General features: G+C 70.3%; 18 protein-coding genes. 9 read left to right on the top strand and 9 right to left on the bottom strand.

Going from position 1 to position 26,857, the window contains the following annotated elements; translation table 11 throughout:
* The first annotated feature begins 94 nt into the window (after positions 1–94).
* Positions 95–2,740: a PAS-domain containing protein gene (locus tag CEK65_RS05025; protein ID WP_152180974.1), complete on the top strand. Its 2,646-nt coding sequence runs from the start codon at positions 95–97 to the stop codon at positions 2,738–2,740.
* A 161-nt stretch (positions 2,741–2,901) separates the two neighbouring features.
* Here CEK65_RS05025 and CEK65_RS05020 read toward each other — a convergent pair whose 3' ends face one another.
* On the bottom strand, positions 2,902–3,252 hold the full coding sequence (locus tag CEK65_RS05020; protein WP_152180973.1) for a DUF5713 family protein: 351 nt from the start codon (positions 3,250–3,252) through the stop codon (positions 2,902–2,904).
* A gap of 94 nt (positions 3,253–3,346) precedes the next feature.
* Positions 3,347–3,985 carry a response regulator transcription factor gene (locus CEK65_RS05015; RefSeq protein WP_017916289.1) on the bottom strand — a complete coding sequence of 213 codons (639 nt, stop codon included), beginning with the start codon at positions 3,983–3,985 and terminating at the stop codon, positions 3,347–3,349.
* Between the two features lie 283 nt (positions 3,986–4,268).
* Between CEK65_RS05015 and CEK65_RS05010 the strand changes: the two genes are divergently transcribed.
* Positions 4,269–7,403: a ligand-binding sensor domain-containing diguanylate cyclase gene (locus CEK65_RS05010; protein WP_152180972.1), complete on the top strand. Its 3,135-nt coding sequence runs from the start codon at positions 4,269–4,271 to the stop codon at positions 7,401–7,403.
* Positions 7,404–7,422: 19 nt separating this feature from the next.
* On the opposite strand, the gene CEK65_RS05005 is transcribed toward CEK65_RS05010, so the two are convergent.
* From CEK65_RS05005 to CEK65_RS04995, 3 genes are read right to left on the bottom strand one after another with little or no spacing between them, the layout of a single operon-like run.
* The gene (locus CEK65_RS05005) at positions 7,423–8,505 is read right to left on the bottom strand and encodes an ABC transporter substrate-binding protein (protein WP_193314697.1); all 1,083 of its coding nucleotides are present in this window, start codon (positions 8,503–8,505) and stop codon (positions 7,423–7,425) included.
* Positions 8,502–9,890 carry a sensor histidine kinase gene (locus tag CEK65_RS05000; RefSeq protein ID WP_017910911.1) on the bottom strand — a complete coding sequence of 463 codons (1,389 nt, stop codon included), beginning with the start codon at positions 9,888–9,890 and terminating at the stop codon, positions 8,502–8,504. Before CEK65_RS05000 ends, CEK65_RS05005 begins: the two co-directional genes overlap by 4 nt.
* The gene (locus tag CEK65_RS04995) at positions 9,883–10,587 is read right to left on the bottom strand and encodes a response regulator transcription factor (RefSeq protein ID WP_017910910.1); all 705 of its coding nucleotides are present in this window, start codon (positions 10,585–10,587) and stop codon (positions 9,883–9,885) included. Before CEK65_RS04995 ends, CEK65_RS05000 begins: the two co-directional genes overlap by 8 nt.
* Positions 10,588–10,809: 222 nt before the next feature.
* On the opposite strand from CEK65_RS04995, the gene CEK65_RS04990 reads away from it, so the two are divergent.
* The 5 genes from CEK65_RS04990 to CEK65_RS04970 all read left to right on the top strand — a co-directional run bounded on the left by CEK65_RS04990 (position 10,810) and on the right by CEK65_RS04970 (position 17,126).
* Positions 10,810–12,000, top strand: coding sequence for a porin (locus CEK65_RS04990; RefSeq protein WP_152180971.1), 1,191 nt, complete (start codon positions 10,810–10,812; stop codon positions 11,998–12,000).
* Between the two features lie 130 nt (positions 12,001–12,130).
* Positions 12,131–13,456 (top strand): CitMHS family transporter, encoded by a 1,326-nt coding sequence (locus CEK65_RS04985; RefSeq protein WP_148828832.1) that lies wholly within the window; start codon positions 12,131–12,133, stop codon positions 13,454–13,456.
* A gap of 105 nt (positions 13,457–13,561) precedes the next feature.
* Positions 13,562–14,302: an acetoacetyl-CoA reductase gene (gene phbB, locus CEK65_RS04980; RefSeq protein WP_010344527.1), complete on the top strand. Its 741-nt coding sequence runs from the start codon at positions 13,562–13,564 to the stop codon at positions 14,300–14,302.
* Positions 14,303–14,554: 252 nt separating this feature from the next.
* Positions 14,555–15,586 carry a LacI family DNA-binding transcriptional regulator gene (locus CEK65_RS04975; RefSeq protein ID WP_017913223.1) on the top strand — a complete coding sequence of 344 codons (1,032 nt, stop codon included), beginning with the start codon at positions 14,555–14,557 and terminating at the stop codon, positions 15,584–15,586.
* 181 nt (positions 15,587–15,767) lie between these two features.
* A complete protein-coding gene (locus tag CEK65_RS04970) occupies positions 15,768–17,126 on the top strand; it encodes a diguanylate cyclase (protein ID WP_152180970.1) in 1,359 nt (452 codons plus the stop codon).
* Positions 17,127–17,210: 84 nt separating this feature from the next.
* On the opposite strand, the gene CEK65_RS04965 is transcribed toward CEK65_RS04970, so the two are convergent.
* The gene (locus CEK65_RS04965) at positions 17,211–18,557 is read right to left on the bottom strand and encodes an MFS transporter (RefSeq protein WP_152181072.1); all 1,347 of its coding nucleotides are present in this window, start codon (positions 18,555–18,557) and stop codon (positions 17,211–17,213) included.
* A 299-nt stretch (positions 18,558–18,856) separates the two neighbouring features.
* Here CEK65_RS04965 and CEK65_RS04960 point away from each other — a divergent pair, with 299 nt between their 5' ends.
* On the top strand, positions 18,857–21,316 hold the full coding sequence (locus tag CEK65_RS04960) for a TonB-dependent receptor (RefSeq protein ID WP_152180969.1): 2,460 nt from the start codon (positions 18,857–18,859) through the stop codon (positions 21,314–21,316).
* Positions 21,317–21,363: 47 nt separating this feature from the next.
* A complete protein-coding gene (locus CEK65_RS04955; RefSeq protein WP_193314696.1) occupies positions 21,364–23,292 on the top strand; it encodes an alpha-amylase family glycosyl hydrolase in 1,929 nt (642 codons plus the stop codon).
* Between the two features lie 337 nt (positions 23,293–23,629).
* On the opposite strand, the gene CEK65_RS04950 is transcribed toward CEK65_RS04955, so the two are convergent.
* From CEK65_RS04950 to rsgA, 3 genes are all read right to left on the bottom strand, one after another.
* Complete coding sequence (locus CEK65_RS04950) at positions 23,630–24,313, bottom strand: type 1 glutamine amidotransferase domain-containing protein (protein ID WP_152180968.1); 684 nt, start codon at positions 24,311–24,313, stop codon at positions 23,630–23,632.
* A gap of 101 nt (positions 24,314–24,414) precedes the next feature.
* Positions 24,415–25,659, bottom strand: coding sequence for a flavohemoglobin expression-modulating QEGLA motif protein (locus tag CEK65_RS04945; protein WP_152180967.1), 1,245 nt, complete (start codon positions 25,657–25,659; stop codon positions 24,415–24,417).
* 8 nt (positions 25,660–25,667) lie between these two features.
* Positions 25,668–26,795 (bottom strand): ribosome small subunit-dependent GTPase A, encoded by a 1,128-nt coding sequence (rsgA, locus tag CEK65_RS04940; protein WP_152180966.1) that lies wholly within the window; start codon positions 26,793–26,795, stop codon positions 25,668–25,670.
* Between the last annotated feature and the right edge of the window lie 62 nt (positions 26,796–26,857).

Here is a 26,857-nt window from a genome sequence, read left to right as displayed (position 1 = left end):
TTGGCGGTCCGCGACGCCAGCCATCTCCGCCGCATGCCGCAAACGGCAGCGCACCCTCTAAGCTGATGCGGTCCCGGTCGCCGCGTTCTTCCGCATGCCCTCGCTCCTGCGCCATCGTCGCCTGATCCTGCTGCTGGTCGTCATCGTCGGCGGCATGGTGCTGGCGATGCTGTCGGCGCAGCACGTCGCCGAACAGCGCGCGCTGCGCGCCGAGAGCGTGCAACTGCGTCAACAGCTGGAGCTGTATGCGCAGACCCTGCAGCAGCGCATCGACCGCTACCGTACCCTGCCGCAGGTGCTGGCGCTGGATCCGGAACTGCGCGACGCCCTGACCCATCCGCTGGACGCGGCCACCCAGCAGCAGTTGAACCTGAAGCTGGAGCGCGCCAACGACGTCACCCGCTCCTCGACCCTGACCCTGATCGATGCCAACGGCGTGGCCCTGGCCGCCAGCAACTGGCGCCTGGCCAGCAGCAACGTCGGCGCCGACTACAGCTTCCGTCCGTACGTGAAACAGGCCCTGGCGCAGGGCAAGGGCCGCTTCTACGGCATCGGCATGACCACCGGCGTGCCCGGCTACTTCCTCTCGCAGGCGATCCTCGACGCACGCGGGCGCCCGCTCGGGGTGATCGTGATCAAGATCGAACTGGCCGCGCTGCAGCACGAATGGCTGCGCGTGCCCGACGTGGTGCTGGTCAGCGACAGCCACGGCGTGGTGTTCCTGTCCAGCCGCGACGTCTGGCGCTATCGCCACTTGCAACCGCTCAGCGCGCACGAGCGCGACGAACTGCTGGCCACCCGCCAGTACGCGCAACAGACGCTGCTGCCGGCGCGCCGGCGGGTGCTGGAGACGCTGGACGACGGCGGCCAGGTGATGCGCATCGAAATGCCTGCGCAGCCGGCGCCGCTGCTGTGGCAGAGCATGGCGCTGCCGGAGGGCGGTTGGCGCCTGCACCTGCTGCACGACGTCGGCGGCAGCCGCGCGGCCGGCCGCGCCGCCGCGCTGGCCGCGGCCGGGATCTGGCTGGCGCTGTCGTTCCTGGGCCTGCTGTTCCAGCAGCGCCAGCGCCTGGCACGGCTGCGCCAGCGCAGCCGGCGCGAACTGGAAGCGCTGCTGCAGCAGCATGCGCAGGAACTGCGCACCGCCCAGGACGGCATCGTGCAGGCCGCGCAGCAGGCCGACACCGGCCTCAGCCGCAGCCTGGAGCACCTGCCGCAGGGCGTGGTGATCATCGATGCGCAACTGCGCCTGGTGGCGTGGAATTCGCGCTATCTGGAGATCTTCCGCTTCCCGCCGGAACTGATCCGGGTCGGGCGCCCGATCGAGGATGTGTTCCGCTACAACGCACGCCGCGGCCTGCTCGGCCCCGGCCCGGTGGAAGCGGCGATCCAGCGCCGCCTGGACCACCTGCGCAGCGGCCGCCCGCACATGCGCGAGAGCGAGAAGGACGACGGCACGGTGCTGGAGATCCGCGGCAATCCGCTGCCCGACGGCGGTTTCGTCACCAGCTACGCCGACATCACCAGCTACAAGAACGCCGCGCGCGAACTGCGCTCGCTGGCCGACGCGCTGGAGCATCGCGTCGCCGAACGCACCCACGACCTGGCCGAGGCCAAGCGCGAGGCCGAGAACGCCAATCGCTACAAGACCCGCTTCGTGGCCTCGGCGGTGCACGACCTGCTGCAGCCGCTCAACGCCGCGCGCATGTTCGTCTCGGCGCTGCGCGGCAAGTTGCACGAGGCCGATGCGCGGCAGATCGCCGACCATGTCGACAACGCGCTGGCGGCGCAGGACGCGATCCTCAACAGCCTGCTGGACATCTCGCGACTGGAAGCGGGCACGTTGAAGACGCAGGTGCAGGACCTGGCGCTGGACCCGCTGCTGCAGACCCTGGCACGCGAGTTCGGCATCGTCGCCGAAGGCCGTGGGCTGCGCCTGGACTACGTACCGACCCGCGCCACCGTGCGCAGCGACGCGACCCTGCTGCGGCGCATCCTGCAGAACTTCCTGTCCAACGCGGTGCGCTACACCCCACGCGGACGGGTGCTGCTGGGTTGCCGGCGCGACGGTGCGCAGTTGCGCATCGAAGTGCACGATCAGGGACCGGGTATTCCCGACGCCCTGCAGCAGGAGATCTTCGAAGAATTCCGCCGACTTGGCGACGGCGTCGCCAACGACCGCGGCGCCGGCCTCGGCCTGGCGATCGTGGAGCGCATCGGCCGCCTGCTCGGTCACCGCATCGGCCTGCGCTCGCAGTTGGGCCGCGGCAGCGTGTTCTCGGTGACCGTGCCGCTGGGCGATGCCGCTGCGGCGCAACGCCAGGTGCCGGCGGCGATGGCCAGCGACAACGGCGACGACCCGATCCTGCATGGCTGCCGGGTCTGGTGCATCGACGACGACCCGCGGGTCTGCGAGGCCAGCCGGACCCTGCTGACGCGCTGGGCCTGCCAGGTGGAACTGGCCGCCGGCCCGGACCAGGCGCTGGCCGCGGCGCAGCCGGCACAGGCGCCGGAACTGGTATTGCTGGACGTGCGCATGGGCGACTGCCACGGCCCGACCCTGTTCGCGCAGCTGTGCGCACGCTGGCAGGCCGAGCCGCGGGTGATCCTGGTCACCGCCGAAGCCGATCCGGCGCTGCGCACCTTGGCACAGGACCGCGGCTGGGGCTTCCTGGCCAAACCGGTCCGCGCGCCAGCCCTGCGCGCGCTGATGACGCAGATGCTGCTGCGGCGTGGGTGAGGCGTGTGAGCGGTTTATCAGGCTTGGGGAATGTGGATCTTTGGCTGCCGTACCCTCATCCGCCCCTGCGGGGCACCTTCTCCCGAAGGGAGAAGGGAAGGGCTAGCCCCTCTCCCCCCGGGAGAGGGGTTGGGGTGAGGGTACGGGGCGCCGCGCGATGTCTACCACTCGCGCGGGGCGATCAGCTCTTCGACGTCGGCGTGGGCGAAACCGTAGGCCTTGGCGATGTGCAGGAAATCCACGCCGATGTTCTCGCTTGCGGCGGTCTCGATCTCGCTGTCGTGGGCCTCGAACTCCAGCGCCAGCTTGTTGAACTCTTCGGTGGCGGCATGGGTGAGCCGGTACAGCGCCGGCAGGTCTGCCGGTGCCTGCGCCTCGATCGCCTCGCACAACCGCAGCAGGATCTTCTGTCCCTTGCCGACCAGCGACGGGGGGAAGTAGTCGTCGTCCAGCATCTCCTGAAGGAACGGATAGTGGGCGGTCTGCTCGTTGCGGAGGGTCGTGGTGGGCATGGTCCGGTGGTCTCCGCCCGCGGGGGGCGCGGGCATCGGCGCATAGCATCGCGTATCCGGGCGCCGCAGAAAACGCCCCCCGCCGGCGCCCGGTTCAGGCCTCGCCTTCCGGCTCCAGCGCCTTCACCAGCACCGCGGCCTGGGTGCGGCTGTGGCATTCGAGCTTCTTCAGGATCGCGGTCACGTGGACCTTGACGGTGTTCTCGGCCAGGCCCAGTTCGTAGGCGATCTGCTTGTTGAGCAGGCCGTCGGCCAGGCACAACAGCACCCGGAACTGCTGCGGGGTCAGTTGCGCCAGGCGCGCCGCCAGCTGCGCGTCGGCCTCCGACCGCGCCGCGGTCAGCGGTGGGAACCAGGTGCCGCCGTCGAGCACCGCCGCCACCGCAATGCCGATGGTCTCGGCCGGCGAGGACTTGGGAATGAAGCCGGCCGCGCCGAACTGCTGCGCGCGGCGGATCACCCGCGGATGGTCGTTGGAGGAAATCACCACCACCGGCACGTCCGGGCGCTCGCCGCGCACGTGCAGCAGGGCCGAGAAGCCGCGCGCGCCGGGCATGGCCAGGTCCAGCAGGATCAGATCGGCATCGGCCTGCGCGGCCAGCGCGGCATCCAGGGTGCCAGCGCTGGCCGCCTCCACCACCAGGGCACGCGGCAAGGCCTCGCGCAGCGCGTGCAGCACGGCGGCGCGGAACAGCGGGTGGTCGTCGGCGACCAGGATCGTCGGGGCATCCATGGGCGTGAAGGCGGCTGGCATGACGCTGCAACGCGGCGTCGGGTGGGCGCGGACAACGCGCAGGACCCGCAGTGTACGTGCGTGGCCGCTGGATGCCGAGTGCGCGAGACCCGATCGGGCGGCGGCGGGTTGCCCGAGACCGGCGTGCCGGGTGCCTGCGGAGAAACTCGTGCAGGACGCCGCGCACAACACCGCCACGCCGCGCATTGGCGCTCCGCAGCGCGCAGCAAGGCGTCCTCGGCCGCGCATTCAAGGCCGGCCCCACCATGGCCGATAACACGGCGTGACCGTCTCGTTCTCCAATCTGCTGGGCCGCCTGCCGCTGGCCGCGTCCTGCCTCATCGCGTGCCTGGCGCTCGCGCCGGACGCGTCCGCGGCCGTCACCGCAAGCGACGACGACCTGCCCAGCAGCCTGGAGCACTTCGGCCTGGACGAGGGCCTGTCGCAGTTGTCGATCAACGCCCTGCAGAGCGACGACCAGGGCTTCCTGTGGGTCGGCACGCAGGAAGGCCTGAACCGCTTCGACGGGCATCTGTTCCGCGCCTACCGGCGCGAACTCGGCAGCGACAGCCGGCAGAGCCTGCTCAGCAGCAGCATCGACAGCATCGGCTTCGAGCCGCGCGGCACCCGCCTGTGGCTGGGCACCAACGACGCCGGCCTGGAAGTGATCGAGCTGGCCACCTGGCAACACCACCGTCTCGACGCGAAACAGGGCCTGTCGCACAACCGCGTCACCCAGATCCTGATCGATCCGCAGGGCGGCGCATGGCTGGGCACCGAACGCGGCATGGACCGGATCGAGGCCGACCTGCAGCGGGCGCGCCCGCTGGGCGGCGATGCGCCGGTGGTGGGCCTGACCTGGATGCCGGACGGCAAGCAACCAGTGGCACTGGACCGGCAATGCCGGCTGTGGCGGCTGGGCCGCGACGCGCGCGAGGAACTGCCGGCACCGCGCGGCATCGACGAATGCGTGGGCCTGCAGTCCGGTCCGGAAGGGCTGTGGCTGGCCTCGGCGAGCGGCGGCCTGTTCCAGCTCGATGCGCAGGGCGCGGTGCTGGCGCACTGGACGCCAGCGCAGTTGGCCACCGGCGGCAGCGACCTCAGCGCGCTGATCCGGCTGCACGACGGCCGCGTGCTGGTCGGCACCACCAATGCCACGGTGACGCAACTGGACAGCGCGCAGCATGCGCCGCAGCGGCTGAGCTTCGACATGCCGCCCAACAGCGCCATCATCCGTTTCTACCAGGCGCCCGACGGCACCTGGTGGATCGGCACCTACACCGGCGGGCTGTACCGGGTGCGTCCGTTGTCGGCGGTGATCCGCAACGACGAGGAGCGCGTCAGCGACACCCATGCGTGGCCCAGCAGCAGCGTGCGCAGCATCTGGCGCGACGGCGAGCGCATGCTGATCGGCACCGACCAGGGCCTGCTGCTGCGCGACAGCAGCCGTGCCGCCTGGCAGCTGGTGCCCGGGCTGGCCAGCCAGGCGATCCGCAGCATCGCCGCCGACCGCGACGGCTGGTGGCTGGGCACGCGCCAGGGGCTGTGGCGCCTGGACCGCAACGGCACAGTGCGGCGCCTGGGCGGGCTGGCCGACGAGCACGTCAACGATCTGCTGCTGGAAGGCGACACGCTATGGGTGGCCACCCGCCGCGGCCTGACCCGCGTGGTCGATGGGCGCGTGCGCAACGATCCGCGCTGGGCACCCCTGAACGGGCACACCCTGACCCGGGTCTACCGCGACAGCGAAGACACGCTGTGGATCGGCTGCAACGACTGCGGCGTGTGGCGCATGCGCAGCGGCCGTCCCGCCGAGCCCTACCGCCCGCGCGGCAGCACCCTGTACCCGTCGGTGTGGTCGCTGTACGAACACGACGGCGTGCTGTGGGTGGGCACCTTCTCCGGCGGGCTGTACCGCATCGACCTCAAGCGCGACGTGGCGCTGCGCTACAGCGACCGCGAGGGGCTCAGCAGCAACGTCATCTACACGATCCTGCCGGATCCGCAGGGGCGGCTGTGGCTGAGCACCAACAACGGCCTGAGCGTGCTGGATCCGCGCACGCGCATCGTGCAGAGCCTGGGCCGCCGCGACGGCCTGCAGAACCAGGAGTACAACAGCGGCCGCGGCTACCGCGACGCGCACGGCCTGCTGTATTTCGGCGGCACCCAGGGCGTGGACGTGATCGATCCCACGCGCCTGCCGCTGCGCAGCCCGCAGGCGCGCGCAGTACTCACCGACCTGCGCATCCTCAATGCCGGCGAGGACCGCGACGGCAGCGAGAACCAGACCGAGAGCGACGTGGTCTACGCGCAGCGCATCGCCCTGGACCATCGCGACAACGTGTTCACCATCGGCATGACCGCGATCGACTTCGCCGCCCCGGGCACCGCGCGCCTGCGCTACCGCGTCGACGGGCTGCAGAAGGGCTGGGTATACCCGCAGACCGCGCACAGCGACTTCTCGGTCAGCCACCTGCCACCGGACCGCTACACGCTGGTGGTGGAAGCGGCCGGGCGCGACGGCCAGTTCGGTGGCGCGCGGCGGCTGCAGATCGAGGTGCTGCCGCCGCCGTGGCGGCATCCGCTGGCCTACGCCGGCTACGTCGTGCTGGGCCTGGCGCTGCTCGGCCTGGCGCTGCAGCGGGTGCGGCACACGGTCAACCGCGAGCGCGACATGGTGGAACTGCTCAACCTGACCGTGGCCGAGCGCACCCGCCAGCTCGAACGCGCCAACCAGCAGTTGCTGCAGAGCAATGCGCGCCTGCAGGCGGCCACGCGCCTGGATCCGCTGACCCAGGTCGCCAACCGCCGCGAGCTGCAGGACTGGCTGGCGCGCGAATGCCCGGCCCTGCTGGCGGCGCTGGACGAAGGCAGCAGCGCCGATGCGCTGTACTTCTTCATGATCGACGTGGACAACTTCAAGCGCATCAACGACGACTACGGCCACCAGGCCGGCGACGCCGCGCTGGTGCACTGCGCCGATCGCCTGCGCGGACTGTGCGGCGAACGCGACCTGCTGGTGCGCTGGGGCGGCGAGGAGTTCCTGCTGGTCACCCGCCTGCCGCGCGAAGACGTCGCCAGCGACCTGGCCGAACGCCTGCGTGCGGCGGTGGCGACGCAGCGCTTCGCGCTGGCCGAGCGCGAACTGACCCTGACCTGCTCCATCGGCTTCGCCCCGTGGCCGTTCGTCGCCGCGTGGCCGGCGCTGGGCGACTGGGAACAGAGCGTGGGCCTGGCCGACCGCTGCCTCTACGCCGCCAAGGGCGCCGGCAAGGACGCCTGGGTGGGACTGGCCCCGGGCGCGGCGCCGGACCGGCCGCGCCTGCACGCGCTGCTGGCCGGCGGCGCACCGGAAGAACTGGGCGACAGCGTACGCGTGCTGTGTTCGCCCGGGCGCCAGCCGCGCTTCGCGCGCTGAGCGACGCCGGCGCGGCGGCTCAGCGCGGCGGCGCCTGCTGCATGCTGCTGCGCCAGGCGTCCAGGAACTGACGTCGCTTCAGCGCATCCAGATACACCAGCAGCCCCGGGCCCAGCGCGATCGGACGGAACGCCGACGCAGCGGCCGGCCCGCCCTGCGCCGCCACGCCCGGCTGCGGCAGGATCGGCTGCAGCCGCGCCTCGCGCGACAGCCCCTGCTGCCCGCGCGGCGACAGCAGGTAATCCAGGAAACGGCGCGCCTCGGCCGCGTGTGGGCTGTCGCGCGGGATCACCGCGGTGCGCAGCGCGACCAGGGTGTAGTCCTCCGGCTGCACGATCGCCAGCGGCGCGCCGGCATCGATGCGCGCCTGCGCGTACGAACCCAGCACGTTGTAGGCCAGCAGCAGGTCGCCGCGGGCGACCTTGTCCAGCAGCACGCCGGTGCGTTCTTCCAGCACCACCTGGTTGTCGCCCATCGCCGCCAGCAACGCGCCGGCCATGCTGCCGAGCTGGCTGTCCTGGGTCGCGAACAGGTAGCCCACGCCGCTGCGCTCCACGTCGTAGGTGCCGATACGCCCGCGCAGCGGCGAGCCCTGCGCGCGCAGCAGTTCCAGCAGCCGGCGGCGGGTGCGCGGCACCTGCGCGGCCGGCAGCCGCGCGGTGTTGTAGACGATCGCCACCGGCTCGTAGCTGATGCCGAAGACCTCGTGCCGCCACTGCGCCCACGCCGGCAGCGCCTCGGTCTGCGGCGAGCGGTGCGCCAGTGCGTGACCGTCGTTCACCAGCTTGGTCTGCAGGTCCATGCTGGCGCTGATCAGCAGATCGGCGCAGCGCGGGCCAGGGCCTGGATGCAGGTAACGCCGGTAGATATCGCCGGCGATCACGTCCTGGTACACCACCTCGGTGTGCGGATGCAGGCGCTGGTAGTCGCCGATCACCGCGGCGAACACCTCGATGTCGGTCGAGCCCTGGATGCACAGTTGCGCGGTGGCCGTGCCCTGCGCCGGGAAGCGGCGCACGTCGCCGGGCGCGGCCAGAGCATTGCCGGCGAGCAGCATGGTCAGCAACAGCGGCAGACGGCGCAGCAGCGCGGGCAGGCTCATGGATGCAACCTCGGCAGGTGCAGGCTGGCGATCAGGCCGCCGCCCACGCGATTGGACAGGTCGATGCGCCCGCCATGGGCCTCGACCACGCGCTTGACGATCGCCAGGCCCAGCCCGGCGCCGCCGGCGGCCGCACCCTCGCCGCGCACGAAGCGCTCGAACACGCGCTCGGCCTCGGCTGCGGCGATGCCCGGACCGTGGTCGGCCACGGTCACCACGCAATCGCGTGCGCTGCAGGTCAGCGCCACCTGCAGCGGGCCATCGCCGCCGTACTTGCAGGCATTGTCGATCAGATTCTTGATCGCCTCGCGCAACAGCAGCGCATCGCCGCGCACCAGCGCCGGTTCGCTGGCCACGGCCAGTTGCACGCGTGGCCGCGGCGCGGCCTGCGGCACGGCCTCGTGCAGCGCCTGGTGCAACACCTCGGCCAGGTCCACGCTGGCGTAGCGCTGCAGGTTGGAACGGTGGATCACGCTGGCGTCGCTGAGCAACTGGTTGAGCAGGCGGCTCATGTGCGTGGCATTGCGCTCGATCGCCTCCAGGCTGCGACGCATCTCGTGCGGGTCGTCCTCGTCCAGCGCCAGTTGCGCCTGCGCACGCAGCGCCGCCAGCGGCGTGCGCATCTGGTGCGCGGCCTCGGCCATGAACGCGCGCAGGGTCTCGTTGCTGCCGGCCAGGCGCGCCATGAAGCGGTTCAGCGCCGCCACCATCTGCTGCATCTCCTGCGGCGCCGTCGCGGCCACCGGCTTCAGTTCGGACGGTTCGCGCCGCGACAGTTCGCGCTCCAGCGTGCGCAGCGGCCGCAGCGCACGCGATACACCCAGCCATACCAGCGCCAAGGCCAGCAGCGACAACAGCGCGATCGCCACCAGCGCATGCAGCACCACGTCCTGCGCCAGCGCCTCGCGGGCGCGCCGGGTCTGCCCCACCTGCACCCACACCTGGTCCTGCGCCGCCGCCGAGGACACCCGCCGCGACACTACCGCGAAGCGCACCGGCTCGCCGCTGTAGACCGCATCGAACAAGCGCGGCGGCGCGCTGGCGCGCGGCAGCGACGGCGCCGCCGGCAGGTCGTCGTAGCCGGTGATGGTGCGCCCGCGCGCATCGAACACGCGGTAGAACACCCGGTCCTCCGGCGCCATCGCCAGCAGGTCCAGCGCGGCATAGGGCAGGTCCACCTGCCACTGGCCGCCGGCCAGCGCCACCGAATCGACGATGGACAGCGCCGAGGACACCAGCAGATGGTCGTAGGAACGGTTGGCGGCACGCTGGCCGTAGTCGCGGGCGACGAAGAACAGCGCCACCGCGCCGAGCAGCGACAGCGCGCCCAGGTAACGCAGCAGCGTGCGCCGGATCGATGGCGCCGGCGGCGCGGCCTCAGCCATCGCCGTCCGCTGCCGCCGGATCCGGCGGCGACGCGGCCGCCTCCAGCTTGTAGCCGACGCCGCGCACGGTGACGATGCGCAGCGGCGCGTCGGCCAGCTTCTTGCGCAAGCGCCCGACGTACAGTTCGATCGCATTCGGCCCGGCCTCGTCGTCGAAGCCGAACAGACCGTTGCCGATCTCGTCCTTGCCCACCACCTGGCCGAGCCGGCCGATCAGGATCTCCAGCAGCCGGTACTCGCGGTTGGGCAGTTCGATCGGCGTGCCGTCCAGGCTGACGCTGTGCGCGGCGTTGTCGAAGGCGAAACCGCCGAGCTGCACCACCTCGCTGGCCTGGCCGCGATTGCGCCGCAGCAACACCCGGCAGCGCGCCTCGAACTCGCGAAAGTCGAACGGCTTGCCCAGGTAATCGTCGGCGCCCACGTCCAGCGCCTGCACCCGATCCTCGATGCCGTCGCGCGCGGTCAGCATCAGCACCGGCGTGGTGTCGCCACGCTCGCGCAACCCGGCCAGCACGCGCAGCCCATCCAGCCCGGGCAGACCGATGTCCAGCACCACCAGATCGAAGCGCTGGTAGCGCAGCACCCCGGCCGCACTCAAGCCATCGCGCTGCCAATCCACCGCATGCCCGCTGCGGCGCATGCGCCGCACGATCGCATCGGCGAGATCGGCGTTGTCTTCTACCAGGAGCAGGCGCATTGGGGGCCGGGAATGGTGAATCGGGAATGGGGAATGGAAACAGCAACGGCAGAAGCCTAGCGCATCCAGGAACGTGCTTTTTCGATTCCCCATTCTCGATTCCCGATTCCCCACCGCCGACAGGTCGTTGACAGCTACGTCCGACTAGGCTGCGTCCATGCCGGTCCGCGGCCGTTGCGGACGGACCGATCCAATCGCTGCGACACGCACCTGGGAGGGGACGTGGAACTGAAGACTCTGACATGGGGCAGCGCCTGCGCGTTGCTGTGCCTGGCCGGATCGGTGCACGCCGCCACCGACGACGACGGCCCGGTGACCGCCGAACTCGGCGGGCGCCTGCATTGGGATTTCGCCCACTTCGACAACGACAATCGCGGCACGCCCAATCCCGACGACACCGAGATCCGCCGGCTGTGGCTGGACGTGTCGGGCAAGGTCTTCGGCTTCGGCTACAAGGTCGAAGGCGATTTCGCCGGGCTGCAGGACGACTTCAACGGCAAGGGCATCGAGGCCAAGGACGTCTACATCACCCGCAAGTTCGGGGCCGGCACCCTCACCGTTGGCCAGTTCAAGCAGTACTTCACGCTCGACGACCGCACCGGTTCCAACTTCGGCCAGTTCCTGGAGCGCAGCGGTGCGGGCAGCACGCTGGCGCCGCTGTACCGCAAGGCGGTGTCGTGGCAGGCCGCGGGCACCGACTACACCTGGGCCGCCAGCGTCTACAGCCTGCAGAGCATCGACGTCTCCAACGTCCGCGGCCATGCGTTCGGCGGCCGCGGCACCTGGGCGCCGGGCGCGCGCGACGGCGACGTGCTGCATCTGGGCCTGTCGCTGGCGCACGAGCACTACGACCATCCCGGTGCCGGCGGCGCGCCAGCGCTGAGCATCCGCCCCCGCCCGGCCGGGCATCTGTCCGACGACAGCCGCGTCACCCTGGCGCGCTTCGCCGACGGCCGCGACACCGACGTGGACAAGTGGTCGCTGGAATACGCGCAGGTGCGCGGGCCGCTGTCGTGGCAGGGCGAGTTCAGCGGCGGACTGTTCGACGACGGCGCGCAGCGTGCCGAGGTGATGGCGGCTTACGGCTTCGTCAGTTGGTTCGCCACCGGCGAATCGCGCCGCTACGACAGCAAGACCGGGCGTTTCACCCGCATCAGGCAGGTCAATCACAGGTACGGCGCCTTCGAGCTGGCGCTGCGCTACGACCGCATGTGGGGCGCGCAGCACCGCGACGGGCAGCCCGATCTGCTCGATGCCTCCACCGCCTCGTGGACGCTGGCCGGCAACTGGTACCTCAAGCCGAACCTGCGGCTGATGCTCAACCTGATCGACAGCCGCAACCGCGATCACCTGGCGGGCGTGACGCTGGATCACACGCGGGCGATCACCGGGCGCTTTCAGTATGACTTCTGAGTGCCGGGATTGGGGAATGGGATTCGGGATTCGCAACGGCGGGATCGTGCGATGTGACGTCTGGTCGGCCTCTTTTCGGATCCCTGATGCGGGGTCCATCTTCTTCCATGCACTGCCCTGAGGAACTTCCATGCTGACCGCGCTCGGTTTCGGAATGGTCATTACCTTCATGTACCTGATCATGAGCAAGCGGCTGTCGCCGCTGGTCGCGCTGATCATCGTGCCGATCGTGTTCGCGCTGGCCGGCGGCTTCGGCACCGGCATCAACGAGATGATGCTGGAGGGGATCAAGAAGATCGCGCCCACTGGCGTCATGCTGATGTTCGCGATCCTGTACTTCGGGGTGATGATCGACGCCGGCCTGTTCGATCCGCTGGTGCGGCGCATCCTGCGCCTGGTCAAGGGCGACCCGATGAAGATCGTGGTCGGCACCGCGGTGCTGGCGCTGCTGATCTCGCTCGACGGCGACGGCTCCACCACCTACATGATCACCGTCTCGGCGATGCTGCCGCTGTACCGGCGGCTGGGCATGAACGCGCTGAACATGACCTGCGTGACCATCCTCGCCGGCGGGGTGATGAACCTGACGCCGTGGGGCGGCCCGACCGCACGCGCGGCCACCGCGCTGCACGTGGACCCGGCCGACGTGTTCGTGCCGCTGGTGCCGGCGATGGCGCTGGCGATCGTCGGCATCCTGCTGCTGGCCTGGTACCTGGGCATGAAGGAACGCCGCCGCCTCGGCGTGGTGACGCTGCCCGGCGATGCCTGGATGGACGGCAGCGTGGCCGACGACGGCGAGGCGCTGCCCACCGTGGAGGATGCCGAGGACATCAAGCGGCCGCGGCTGCTGTGGGTGAACCTGGCGTTGACCCTGGCGCTGATGGCGGCGCTGGTGATCGGCGTGCTGCCGATGCCGGTGCTGTTCATGATCGGCTTCGCCCTGGCGCTGCTGATCAACTACCCGAACCTGGCCGAGCAGCGCCGCCGCCTGGTCAACCATGCCGGCAACGTGCTGTCGGTGGTGTCGCTGATCTTCGCCGCGGGCGTGTTCACCGGCATCCTCTCCAACACCGGCATGGTCGAGGCGATGTCGCGCAGCTTCCTGGCGGTGATCCCCGACGCATGGGGGCCGTACCTGGCGGTGATCACCGCACTGGCGAGCATGCCCTTCACCTTCTTCATGTCCAACGACGCCTTCTACTTCGGCGTGCTGCCGATCCTGTCCGACGCCGCCAGCCACTACGGCATCACCCCGGTGGAAATGGCCCGCGCCTCGCTGGCCGGGCAGCCGGTGCACCTGCTCAGCCCACTGGTGCCGTCCACCTACCTGCTGGTCGGCCTGGCCAAGGTCGACTTCGCCGACCACCAGCGCTTCACCCTGAAGTGGGCGGTGCTGGTGTCGTTGGTGTTGATGGGTGGCAGCTTGTTGTTCGCACTGTATCCGTTGGCCGCTTGAGTGCTGCCGGGAATGGGGAATCGAGAATCGGGAATCGCAACAGCGCCTCGCTTCTCACCATTCCCGATTCCCAATTCTCGATTCCCAACTCCGAAGGAGTTCAACGTGACCCTCAGAATCGCCTACGTCACCAGCGGCATGGGCAGCATCGGCACCGCGATCTGCCAGAAGCTGGCGCGCAACGGCCATACCGTGGTCGCCGGCTGCGGGCCGGACTCGCCGCGCAAGTCGGCGTGGCTGCGCGAGCAGCGCGAGCTCGGCTTCGACTTCATCGCCTCCGAGGGCAATGCCACCGACTGGGACTCGACGGTGGCCGCGTTCGCCAAGGTCAAGGCCGAGGTCGGCGAGATCGACGTGCTGGTCAACAACGCCGGCGGCAGCCGCGACATGCTGTTCCGGCAGATGGGCCGCGAGGACTGGCAGGCGGTGATCGCCAGCAACCTGCATGCGCTGTTCAACATCACCAAGCAGGTGGTGGACGGCATGACCGCGCGCGGCTGGGGCCGCATCGTCAACATCGGCGCGGTCAGCGCGCAGAAGGGCCAGATCGGGCAGATCAACTACGCCACCGCCAAGGCGGCGATGCAGGGCTTCAGCCGCGCGCTGGCGCAGGAAGTGGCCTCGCGCGGAGTCACCGTCAACACGGTGTCGCCCGGCTACATCGCCAGCGCGGCGATCAGCGGCTTCCCGCCGGACGTGCTCGATCGTCTCGCCAGTTCGGTGCCGCTGCGACGGCTCGGCAAGCCCGAGGAAGTGGCGGCGCTGTGCGCCTGGCTGGCCTCGGACGAGGCCGCCTACGTCACCGGCGCCGACTACGCGGTCAACGGCGGCCTGCACATGGCCTAGTGCCTCGCCTGCCCCGCATGGCGCCACGGTTGCGCGTGCATGCAGCGGAGACGCAGGACGTGGGACTGCGCTCGACCGCGACGGATGCGCCCGCGCGCGGCCGTCGGATTCGGCAGGCCGGCACGCCGCGGCATACGCGAACAGGCATGCAGCGCGCCATCGCCGCGGCAATGCAGCCGCGGCGTGCAAAGCGCCGCGACGCCCGCCTGGCATACACTGCCGGTTCCGCTTCGTCCGTCGCGCCCGCTCCGCATGTCCGACAAACCCGAACCCGGCGCGCCCGCCGCGCGCCTGCAGATGGCCGACATCGCGCGCATGGCCGGCGTCTCCGAATCCACGGTGTCGCGTGCGCTGGCCGACAACCCGGTGGTCGCCGAACGTACCCGCGCCTACATCAAGCAGTTGGCCCGCGACGCCGGCTACCGGGTCGATCCGGTCGCGCGCAGCCTGCGTTCGCGGCGCTCCAACATCGTCTGCGTGGCGGTGCCGCTGATGCACGCGCACGAGCAGCCGCTGTCGGACCCGTTCATGATGACCATGCTGGCGCTGCTCGCCGACGCGCTGACCGCGCGCGGCTACAGCATGCTGCTGTCCAAGCTGGACCAGCACCAGGACCACTGGGTCGAGGACCTGGCACGCAACAGCCGCGCCGACGGCGTCATCATGCTCGGCCAGAGCCACGAGCACGCCTCGCTCGACGCGGCCGCGCGCGGCGGCCTGCCGATGCTGGTGTGGGGCAGCCGCATCGACGGCCAGGCCTATGCCAGCGTGGGCAGCGACAACCTGCGCGGCGGCGAACTGGCCACCGCACACCTGATCGAACATGGCCGCCGGCGCATCGCCTTCCTCGGCGACGAGCAGTTGCCGGAAGTGGCACCGCGCTTCGCCGGTTACCGGCGCATGCTCGACGCGCACGGCCTGGCGTTCGACCCGCGGCTGCACGCGCGCAGCCACTTCCTCAGCGAAGACGCCTACCGCCTGACCCGGGCGATGCTGAAGAAGACCGACCCGCCGGATGCGGTGTTTGCCGCCTCCGACGTGATCGCCCTGGGCGCGATCCGCGCCCTCATCGAAGCCGGCCACCGCGTGCCGCAGGACATCGCCCTGGTCGGCTTCGACGACATCCCCCTGGCCGCCTACAGCCAGCCGCCGCTGACCACCGTGCGTCAGGACCTGGCCCAGGCCGCCACCCTGCTGGTGGACGGGGTGCTGAACCTGATCGCCGGCACGCCGGTGGAATCGGTGGAGCTGCCGGTCAGCCTGGTCGTGCGGGAATCGGCCTGAGGCGGGGATAGCGCCGTCGAGAACGCGGCAAGGACGCGCACCTGTGCCGGTTGCTGCGGAGCGCGCCTCCAGCGCACCCGGACCCCAGCTGCATCACCTCCTGGCGCCCTCCCCCGCGATGCCAGCGCAAATCGCGGCATCGCGGCACAATGGGTCACCAGGCCCCGACGGCTCGTGCCGCATGCAACGCATTTCGCCCCTGAACATCGTGGACCTGCTGCTCGATGCGGTCTGCATCGTCGAGCCTGACAGCACCATCGTGTTCGTCAGCCCCGCCTTCGAGCGCATCTTCGGCTATACGCCGCAGGAGGTGACAGGCAAGCGCATGCTCGACATGGTGCATCCCGACGACCTGCCGGCCACCCGCGCGCAGGCCGACAGCATCACCGAGGGCGCGCTGCAGCTCCACTTCGAGAACCGCTACATCCGCAAGGACGGGCGCATCGCGCACATTCGCTGGACCGCGCGCTGGGTCGCCGACTACAGCATGCGCCTGGCCGTGGCGCACGACATCACCGAACGCAAGTCGACCGAGGCGCTGCAGGCGGCGCTCTACGGCATTTCGGAGGCGGCCCACACCGAGCAGACGCTGGAGTCGCTGTGCAGCCGCATCCACCAGATCATCGGCGAACTGCTGCCCGCCACCAATTTTTCCGTGGCGCTGTACGACGCGTCGTCGCAGACGCTGCGCTTTCCCTACCATGCCGATGAGCACCATGCCGCCCCGCCCTGCCTGCTGCTGGCCGAGGCGCCGCTGCACGCCGAGGTGATCCGCACCGGCTGCACGCTCCTGCGCGCACCCTACGCCCCCATCACGCCGGCATCAGGTGGACTGGAGCAGTCCGCGCTCGCACCGCAGCCCCATTCGTGGCTGGGCGTTCCGCTGCAGACACCGAAGGGCGTTCTCGGCCTGCTGGTGCTGCTCGGCTACTCCGAGCAGTCGCGCTACACCGACAAGGACCAGGCACTGCTGCAGTTCGTGTCCACCCAGGTGGCAGCCGCCGTCGAGCGCAAGCAGACGCTGGAACGCCTGCAGCACATGGCCCAGTACGACCATCTGACCCAGCTCCCCAACCGCCAGTTGTTCCTGGACCGGCTCGAGACCGCCCTGGTGGAGGCCCGGCGCGCGCGCAGACGGCTGTCGCTGTTGTTCATCGACCTGGATCGCTTCAAGGACGTGAACGACACCCTCGGCCATGCGGTCGGCGATCTGCTGCTGCAGCGCGTGGCGGGGCGCCTGCTCGACTGCGTCCGCGCATCGGACACGGTCGCCCGGCTGGGCGGGGACGAATTCGTGGTGCTGATCGAAGGCGACCACTCGGCCGACCATGCCACGGGAATGGCCGACAGGATCCTGGCCGTCTTCGGCGAGGCGTTCGACCTGGACGGCCACCACCTGCACGTGTTGCCCAGCATCGGCGTGGCGTTCTACCCCGATCACGGCGACGACGCCCACAGCCTGCTGGTGCATGCCGATGGGGCGATGTACCGCGCGAAGAAGGCCGGTGGCAATCGGATCGGCGTGGCGTCCATGGCATGAGCGACACGTCGCCAGGCCGGCGGCGTTCGTGCAAAGGGCTGGACCGCGCCGTGCGAGATCGGAGATCGAAGGTGCGGCGGCGCTTCAATGCGCCGCGCCGCGCTTTTCCGATTCCCCATTCACGGTTCCCCATTCCCGACGCTTCACCAACAACATCGCCACCGCGGCTGCCAGCATCAGCGCGCCGGCCAGGCGAATCACGTTGCGCGGATCGCCCTGCAGCAGGCGGTCGTAGTACAGCGGCAGGGTCACGATCTGGATCAGCATCGGCAGCACGATGAACAGGTTGAACAGGCCCATGTACACGCCGGTGCGCTCGGGCGGGATGCTGTTGGCCAGCATCAGGTAGGGATTGCCCATCATGCTGGCCCAGGCCAGGCCGATGCCGAGCATCGGCAGCAGCAACAGCCAGCGGTCGTGGATCGACGGCAGCACGCACATGCCGATGCCGGCGGCGACCAGGCAGGCGGCGTGGGTGGCCTTGGGGCCGAACCGCCGCGCCACCGGCACCATCGCGAACGCGGCCAGGAAGGCGACGAAGTTGTAGAAGCCGCCGATCTGCCCGTTGACCAGGCCGGCCTCGCGGAAGCCATGCGAATCGGCCGCGGTGGTGCCGAACAGCGTGGTCGACAGCGACAGCACGATGTACTGCCAGTAGCAGAACATCGCATACCACTGGAACAGCATCACCGGCGCCATCTGCCGCATCGTCGGCGGCATCTGCCGCACCGCATCGACGATCTCGCGCAGCGTCGCCAGCGGCCCGACCGCGGCGCTGCGCAGGCGCTGCAGCTCCGCCGCCGGCAGCATCGGCTCGCGCACGCTGCGCGCGGTGAGCAGGATCGAGGCGGCGGAGAAGCCCGCACCGATCGCGAACGCGGCGATGGTGACGTAGGGAATGTGGTGGGCGTTGGCCGCGTCCTGGTTCATGCCCAGCCACACCAGCAACGGCGGGGTGACATAGGCCAGGGTCTGGCCGAGGCCGGTGAACGCGCTCTGAGTCAGGTAGCCCAGCGGCCGCTGCGGCGGCGCCAGCACGTCGCTGACCAGCGCGCGGTACGGCTCCATCGCCACGTTGTTGGCCGCATCCAGCATCCACAGCAGCGCCACCGCCATCCACAGCGCCACGCTGAAGGGCATGGTCAGCAGGCACAGGCTGCAGACCAGCGCGCCCACCACCATGTACGGCATGCGTCGGCCCCAGCGGGTCACGGTGCGGTCGCTGAGCACGCCGACCACCGGTTGCAGCACCAGCCCGGTGATCGGACCGGCCAGCCACAGGTAGGGCAGGTTGGCGTGGTCGGCGCCCAGGTAGTTGTAGATCGGGCTCATGTTGCTCTGCTGCAGCCCGAAGCTGTACTGCACGCCGAAGAAACCGGCGTTGAGCGCCAGCACGCGCGAGAGCGGAAGCAGGGGACGATCGGAACGCATGAGCATCGGCATCGGCCTGGGCGGGTCGGGCACGCGGGAGGCGTGCCGCAGCGGCGGAGCGGAGTGTCGCCGCGCCTGCAATCGTTTGTAACGCTGCGCCGCACCATGCAGAATGCTTCGATCTCTGATCGATAAGGTTGGCGTAAGCGCCATTGGTGGATTTGCTGCACTGCAAATTGCAATCGATTGCGGACGGCCGTATCTGTACGCCGCCGCACCCACCGACCGCGCCGCGCCCTGCCCGTTCCGGCAGCGGCGCGCCGCCACCCACTGCACCACTCGCTTCGGGAGAGACAGCAATGCATCACCCTTCGATCCGCCTGCAGACCCTGGCCCTAGCCGTCGCCGCGGCGCTGTCCGCACCGGCGGCGCTCGCGCAACAGGCCACGCCTGCCGCTGCCGACGCCCCGGCGGCGCAGGGCGACGTGGTCAGCCTGGACTCGGTCTTCGTCACCGGCACCGCCACGCCCAAGAGCAAGCTCAAGTCCAGCGTCTCGGTGAGCACGGTCGGCGCCGAGGCGATCGAACAGTCGGCGCCGCGCAGCACCGCCGAGATCTTCCGCAACATCCCCGGCATCCGCTCCGAATCCAGCGGCGGCGAAGGCAACGCCAACATCGCCGTGCGCGGCCTGCCGGTCGCCTCCGGCGGCGCCAAGTTCCTGCAGTTGCAGGAAGACGGGCTGCCGGTGCTGGAGTTCGGCGACATCGCCTTCGGCAACGCCGACATCTTCCTGCGCGCGGACTACAGCCTGGAGCGCATCGAGGCGATCCGCGGCGGCTCGGCCTCCACCTTCGCCAGCAACTCGCCCGGCGGCATCATCAACTTCATCAGCAAGACCGGCGACACCGCCGGCGGCAGCGTCGGCCTCACCCGCGGCCTGGGCGGCTACGACAACACCCGCCTGGACTTCGACTACGGCGCACCGTTCGCCGAGCACTGGCAGTTCAACGTCGGCGGCTTCTACCGCCGCGGCGACGGCATCCGCGACGCCGGCTACACCACCGACAAGGGCGGCCAGCTCAAGGCCAACCTGACCCGGCTGTTCGACAACGGCTACGTGCGCGTCTACGCCAAGTACCTCAACGACCGCGCCGCCGGCTACCTGCCGGTGCCCACGCGGGTCAGCGGCCGCGACGGGTCGCCGCACTTCGGCAGCATCGACGGTTTCGATCCCGGCACCGACACGCTGTACAGCCCGTACTTCCGCAGCAGCGCCACCCTCGATGGCGGCAACAAACCCTCGCAGGTGGAACTGAGCGACGGCATGCACCCGCTGTCGCGCGCGTTCGGCGCCGAGGCGCAGTTCGACATCGGCGGCGGCTGGACCCTGACCGACAAGTTCCGCATCGCCGATACCTCCGGCCGCTTCGTTTCGCCGTTCCCGGCGCAGGTCGCCGATGCCGGCGCGCTGGCGGCGAGCATCGGCGGCGCCGGTGCCGGCCTGCGCTACGTCGACGGCCCGAACGCCGGCCAGGCCTACACCGGCCTGGCGCTGCGCACGCATCTGTTCAACGTGCATCTCAACGACCTGGGCAACGCGGTCAACGACCTCAGCCTGGCGCGCGACTTCGGCAGCGGCGACGGCGGCAACCTCAACCTCAAGGCCGGCTGGTACACCTCGCGGCAGACCATCGACGTGGACTGGACCTGGAATTCCTACGTGCAGTCGCTGGGGCACCGCCCGCGGCTGCTGGACGTGGTCGCCACCGACGGCAGCCTGCGCTCGCAGGACGGCCTGTACGCCTACGGCGTGCCGTATTGGGGACTGGACAACACCCGCCACTACGACGTGCGTTACGACATCAACGCGCCGTACCTGGCGCTGAGCTGGGACCAGGGCCCGCTGAGCGTGGACGGCAGCCTGCGCTACGACATGGGCCGCGCGCGCGGCAACACCGCCGGCGGCGTGCTGGCCAGCAATGTCGACGTGAACGGCGACGGCGTGATCGAGGCGCCGGAGCAACGCGTGGCGACCATCGACTACGCCAACCCCAAGCCGGTGCGCTACGACTGGAACTACCTGTCGTATTCGTTCGGCGGCAACTACATGCTCAACGACGACCTGGCCGCATTCGCGCGCTACAGCCGTGGCGCCCGCGCCAACGCCGACCGCCTGCTGTTCGGCGTGGTGCGCGACGACGGCTCGGTGTCCTCCAACGAAGCGGTGAACGTGGTCAAGCAGCTCGAGGGCGGCCTGAAGTGGCGCAGCGGCGGGCTGAGCCTGTTCGCCACCGCCTTCGCCGCGCGCACCCAGGAGCAGAATTACGAAGCCACCACCCAGCGCTTCTTCGACCGCACCTACAAGGCGCACGGCGTGGAACTGGAAGCCGCGTACCGCACCGGCGGCTTCACCCTCAACGGCGGCCTGACCTGGACCGACGCCACCATCGACAAGGACCAGATTACCCCGGCCAACGCCGGCAACACCCCGCGTCGGCAGGCGCGCTTCGTCTGGCAGCTGACGCCGAGCTACCGCGGCGAGCGCTACCAGGTCGGGGTCAACGCGATCGGCACCAGTTCGGCCTACACCCAGGACAGCAACCAGCTGAAGATGCCCGGCTACACCCAGGTCAACCTGTTCGGCGACTACCGCATCACCGATGCGCTGACTGTCTCGCTCAACGTCAACAACCTGTTCAACACCTTCGGTCTGACCGAAGCGGAGGAAGCGTCGATCGCCGACGCCGCCTCCGGCGTGATCCGCGCGCGCTCGATCCCGGGCCGCACTTCCAGCATCAGCCTGCGCTACGACTTCTGACGAGGACCGCACATCCGCGCCCCACCGGGGGCGCGGCCAAGCCCCCCATGACCGCACCCGCTCCTTCCGCACTGTCCGCGCTCGCCCACACCCTGTGGCAGGCGCATCTGCAACCGGACGCCGCCGCCGCGTTGCTGCCACGCCTGCAGCACCACGGCGAACGCTTGCTGGCGCCTTTGCATGCGCTGTACGGCACGCATCCGGCCTTCGCGCAGTGGTTGCCGCAGTGGCTGACGCAATTGGCGGCCACCGCCAACGCGCGGCCGTCGGCGCTGCGCCAGCTCGATGCCGAGCGCGCGCCCGACTGGTTCGCCACCCCGGCGATGCTCGGCTACAGCGCCTATGTCGACCGCTTCGCCGGCACCTTGCATGGCGTCGGCGAACGCGTGCCCTACCTGCAGGAACTGGGCGTGCGCTACCTGCACCTGCTGCCGTTCCTGCGCGCCCGCGCCGGCGACAACGATGGCGGCTTCGCGGTCAGCGACTACGGCCAGGTCGAACCGCGGCTCGGCGACACCGACGATCTGGCGGCGCTGACCGCGCGGCTGCGTGCGGCCGGGATCAGCCTGTGCGCCGACTTCGTGCTCAACCACACCGCCGACGACCATCCCTGGGCGCTGGCAGCCAAGCGCGGCGATGCGCGGCATCTGGACTACTACCACCATTTCCGCGACCGCAGCGCACCGGACGCCTACGAGCGCACCCTGGGCCAGGTGTTCCCGCACACCGCCCCGGGCAACTTCACCTGGGTGCAGGAAGCCGACGCCTGGCTGTGGACCACGTTCTACCCCTACCAGTGGGATCTGGACTGGAGCAATCCGGCGGTGTTCGGCGAAATGGCGCTGGCGCTGCTGCACCTGGCCAACCTGGGCGTGGAGGTGTTCCGCCTGGATTCCACCGCCTACCTGTGGAAGCGCCCAGGCACCGACTGCATGAACCAGCCGGAGGCGCACACGATCCTGCAGGCGCTGCGCGCGCTCACCGACATCCTGGCCCCGGCGGTGCTGCTGAAGGCCGAGGCGATCGTGCCGATGGCGCAGTTGCCGCCCTACTTTGGCGACGGCGCCGCGCGCGGCCACGAATGCCACCTGGCCTACCACAGCACGCTGATGGCGGCCGGCTGGGTGGCCCTGGCCGAGCAGCGCGGCGACATCGTGCAGGCCGCGATCGCACACACGCCGGCGCTGCCGCCGGCCTGCGGCTGGCTCAGCTACGTACGCTGCCATGACGACATCGGCTGGAACGTGCTGCAGCGCGAAGCCGCCGGTGGCGATGGCGTGGCGCCGTTCGCGCTGGCGCGCATCGCCCAGTTCTACGCCGGCGACACAGCGGACAGCTACGCGCGTGGCGAAGCCTTCCAGAGCAGCGGCGATGGCGTGCACGGCAGCAACGGCATGAGCGCGGCATTGACCGGCATCACGGCAGCGCTGGCCACCGATGATGCCGATGATGCCGATGCGCTGGAACTGGGCGTGCGTCGCCTGGTGTTGCTGTACGCGGTGGCGCTGGCGATGCCGGGCATCCCGCTGCTGTACATGGGCGACGAACTGGCCCTGGGCAACGACGAGGCCTACCGCAACGACCCGCTGCGCCGCCACGAAGGCCGCTGGCTGCATCGCCCGGCAATGGACTGGGCACGCGCGGCGCAACGCCACGACACCGACAGCCTGCCCGGCCAGGTCTACACCCGCCTGCGCGGGTTGATCGCCGCGCGTGCCGCCACTGCGGCACTGGCCGCCGACCAGCCGTTGCGTGCCGTGCCGCTTGGCGATCCCGCCCTGCTCGGTTTGGCGCGCGGCGAGGCGTTCGTGGCGGTGTACAACTTCAGTGCGGAGCCGGTTGCGGTGGATGTCGCCGCAACCTTGGGCGACGGCAACTGGCAGGCAATCGCCGATGGCGGCAGCGATCCCGCAGCGCTGGCGCATTGGAACGGCGCGCTGCCCGCGTACAGCCTGCGTTGGTGGCTGCGCGGCTGAGCCGAAAACAGCAGCGGCGCCGATCAGCGCCGCTGCGTTGCATCTGCGCTTTCGAGTGCGTGCAGTCGGGACTGATGTCCCTCCCACAGGCGCGCACCCTGGCTCGCACGCGGCGGCACATCTACTAGGCCTCGTAGGGGCGGCTTCAGCCGCGACCGGCATCAGTGCGAACGCCCGTCGCGGCTGAAGCCGCTCCTATAGAGAACAAACGGCGAAGGCTACAAAAGCGGCACGAGGTTGCGCTTCAACCGCTACGTCATCACCCCAGCGCAAACCAAAGCACCTCGCGTACCGAAAATGGCAAGTTAGCCTTGCCATCATCGCGCTCGATGAGTGCTCACTTCCCGCGCAGCATTCCCAGCAACGCTTCAGCCGCCGCCTCGGACGAGGCCGGGTTCTGCCCGGTGACCAGGCGGCCGTCCTCGACCACGTGCACGCCCCAATCGGCGACCTTGCTGTACTGGCCGCCCAGGCGCTGCAGTTCGTCCTCGACCAGGAATGGCACCACGTCGGTCAGGCCCACCGCGGCTTCCTCGCTGTTGGTGAAGCCGGTGACGCGACGGCTCTTCACCAGCGGCGTGCCATCGGCCGCGGTCACCCGACGCAGCACGCCCGGCGCGTGGCAGACGAAGCCGATCGGCTTGTCGGCGCGTGCGAACGCTTCGATCAGGGCGATGGAATCGCGGTCCTCGGCCAGGTCCCAGAGCGGGCCATGGCCGCCCGGGTAGAACAGCGCGTCGTAGTCGTCCACGCGCACCGATGCCAGCGGATGCGTACTCGCCAGTTGCTGCTGCGCCGCCGGATCGTCCTTGAAGCGCCGGGTGGCTTCGGTCTGCGCGTCCGGCGCATCGCTCTTCGGGTCCAGCGGCGGTTGCCCGCCCTTGGGCGACGCCAGGGTCAGTTCGGCACCGGCGTCCTTGAACGTGTAGTACGGCGCGGCGAATTCTTCCAGCCAGAAGCCGGTCTTGTGGCCGGTGTCGCCAAGCTGGTCGTGCGACGTCAGCACCATCAGGATCTTCATGCGGATCTCCTTGTGAGGGGAAGCGACCATGCGGAGGCAGGCCGGGCGCCGCAGTATCGGCAGCCGCACATTCGCGGCGGGTGAGCGCCGCGTGGCGCCGTTCAGTCCACCTGATCCATGCGGATGCGGTTGGCGAACAGCGAGAACGCCAGCATGCCGGCCAGGCCGCTGGCGCGCGCGACCCACGTCGGCAACCAGCGCGGCGGCGCCAGCACGCCGGACTCGAACAGCGGTGCGAACGCGGCCACGTCCTCCAGCGCCATCTTGCCGGCGAACAGCCAGCGGCACAGCGGCAGCCGGTCGCGCTGCAGCGCCTGGCGGAAGAAGGTGTGCACCGACACCAGCCCGCGCAGGTACACGGTGTCCTTGGTGAATGCGGCGCCGCCGGTGGTCGGCACGCCGCGGAACACGCGCTGCGCCGAGGAGAAGCTCTCCGCAGGCGCCTGCCCGGCCGCATCGAAGTAGCGGAACACCTCGATGAAGTCGGCGCCGTCGCGGGCCAGCGCGATCGCCTCGATGCGCAAGCTGATCCGCTTCATCCGCGCGATGTCGATGCTGCCGGTGATCTGCTCGGCGAAGGTCGCCAGGCCTTCCTGGGTGGCGGTGGTGCGCGGCGAGGACAGCGCCAGGCTCGGCAGCTGCGCCTGTTGCCGGCCGTTGAGCGCGGTCAGCGAATGCACCAGCGCCTCGTGGTGGAACAGTTGCGCGCGGTCGTAGTCGCTGAAGTGCGCGCCGGAGCGCAGGCGGATGCGCTGCGCGCCGGCGGCGGCCTTGGCCAGCAGGTCCGGATCCAGTTCCACCGTGATCACCCGCGTGCCGAAGAACTCGTCCAGGTCGCGCTGCAGCAGCAGGCGCAAGGCAGTGGCCGAGACCGGCACCTGCTCCTCGGCCGAGAACAACTCGCGGTCCAGCTCCTGGGCGATGCGGATGAAATGGCCGGCGGCCTCGCGGGTGGTGGGACCGTGGCCAGGCATCGGGTCGTCCGGCACGCCGAACAACTGCGCCGAGTACGTGCCCACCGCGGGCGTGCCGAGCGCTTCCAGCAGGGCGGCGGCCAGATCCCAGCTGTGCACCGAGGCCTGCAGGTAGGCGCCAAGCGGATGTGCCGGATCGGCGGCCTCGGCGATCGCCGCCAGCTCGCGGCGGGTATCGGCGAAATCCAGCCTGGGGTAGTCCACCTGCGGCAGCTGCGGCTGCCCGCGCGCCACGCTCTCCAGGAACGGCGCCTGCAGCGCCACCGGCCAGCTGGCCAGGGCCAGCAGGCGGATGCCGCGCACCGCCTTGACCAGCCGCGCGTCGAGCGCTGCGTGGTGGCGGATCTCGGCCGGCAGCGCGCGCTTGGCCACGGCCGGCGTCAGCGGCGCAGGGTGCGCGGTGGCGGACGCTTGCCGCCAGGTTTGCCACCACTTGGCTTGCTACCGCTGGGCTTGCCGCTGCGGCCGGCGGCCGCGTTCTGCGCCTGGCGCTGCGCCAGCTTGCCGGCGGCGCCGGCGACCTCGTCGCGCAGCTTCAGGTAATTGGCCAAGCGCGCCTCCTCGATCTCGCCGCGCTCGATCGCCGCCTGCACCGCACAGCCCGGTTCGGCCTGGTGCGCGCAGTCGTTGAAGCGGCACTGCGCGGCCAGCGCCTCGATGTCGGCGAAGCCGCCCTCGGCCAGGTCTTCCTCGCCGGTGGGCTTGAGTTCGCGCATGCCCGGGGTGTCGATCAGGCAGGCGCCGGACGGCAGCGGCAGCAGCGCGCGATGGGTGGTGGTGTGGCGGCCGCGCGAGTCGGTGGCGCGCACCGCCGCGGTACGCATCTTCTGCACGCCGAGCAAGGTGTTGGTCAGGGTGGACTTGCCGGCACCGGACGAGCCGACCAGCACCGCGGTCTGCCCCGGCCCCAGCCACGGCCGCAGCGCGTCGACACTGTCGGCCTGGCGGGCGTTGACCGTGAGCAGCGGGATCGACTGCGCCGCCAGTTCCTCCAGCACCGCCAGCGCGTCGTCGGCGTACTCGGTGAGGTCGGCCTTGGTCAGCACCACCACCGGCGCCGCACCGCCGCCGCCCACCAGCAGCAGATAGCGCTCGATCCGGCGCGGATTGAAGTCCGCATCCAGGCCGCAGACGATGAACACCGTGTCGATGTTGGCCGCGATCACCTGCTGGTGGTAGTGCTCGCCGGCGGCGCCGCGCTTGATCGCGGTGCGCCGCGGCAGCAGCGCGACGATGCGCGTGTCCTCCAGCAATACCCAATCGCCGACCGCGGCGCGCTCGTGGCTGGGAAAGCGCGGCCGCTGCCAGTCCGGCAGCGATTCGACCTTGAATCCTGTGTCCACCGCATCGGCGACCACATAGCCGGTGCGGTGCTGCTCCACCACCCGCGCCGGCCGCGCCTGCGGATGCGCGTCGAACAGCGCGCGCCAGGCCGGCTCCTCGGGCAATCCGGGCCAGGGCCAGCCGATGAGGCGCAACGCGTCGAAGTCGATCGGGGAGGAGGTCATGGGTGGATTCTAGAGGGTGTGCCGGGCCCGGAGGTGAGCGCAGGGCGGCCACTGGGACACGC

Origin of the sequence: Xanthomonas sp. LMG 12459 (genome assembly GCF_009192905.1) — a bacterium.
GTDB lineage: Bacteria > Pseudomonadota > Gammaproteobacteria > Xanthomonadales > Xanthomonadaceae > Xanthomonas_A > Xanthomonas_A sontii.
Note: the sequence above shows the minus strand (reverse complement) of the source record. Positions and strands in the feature narration are given on the sequence as shown.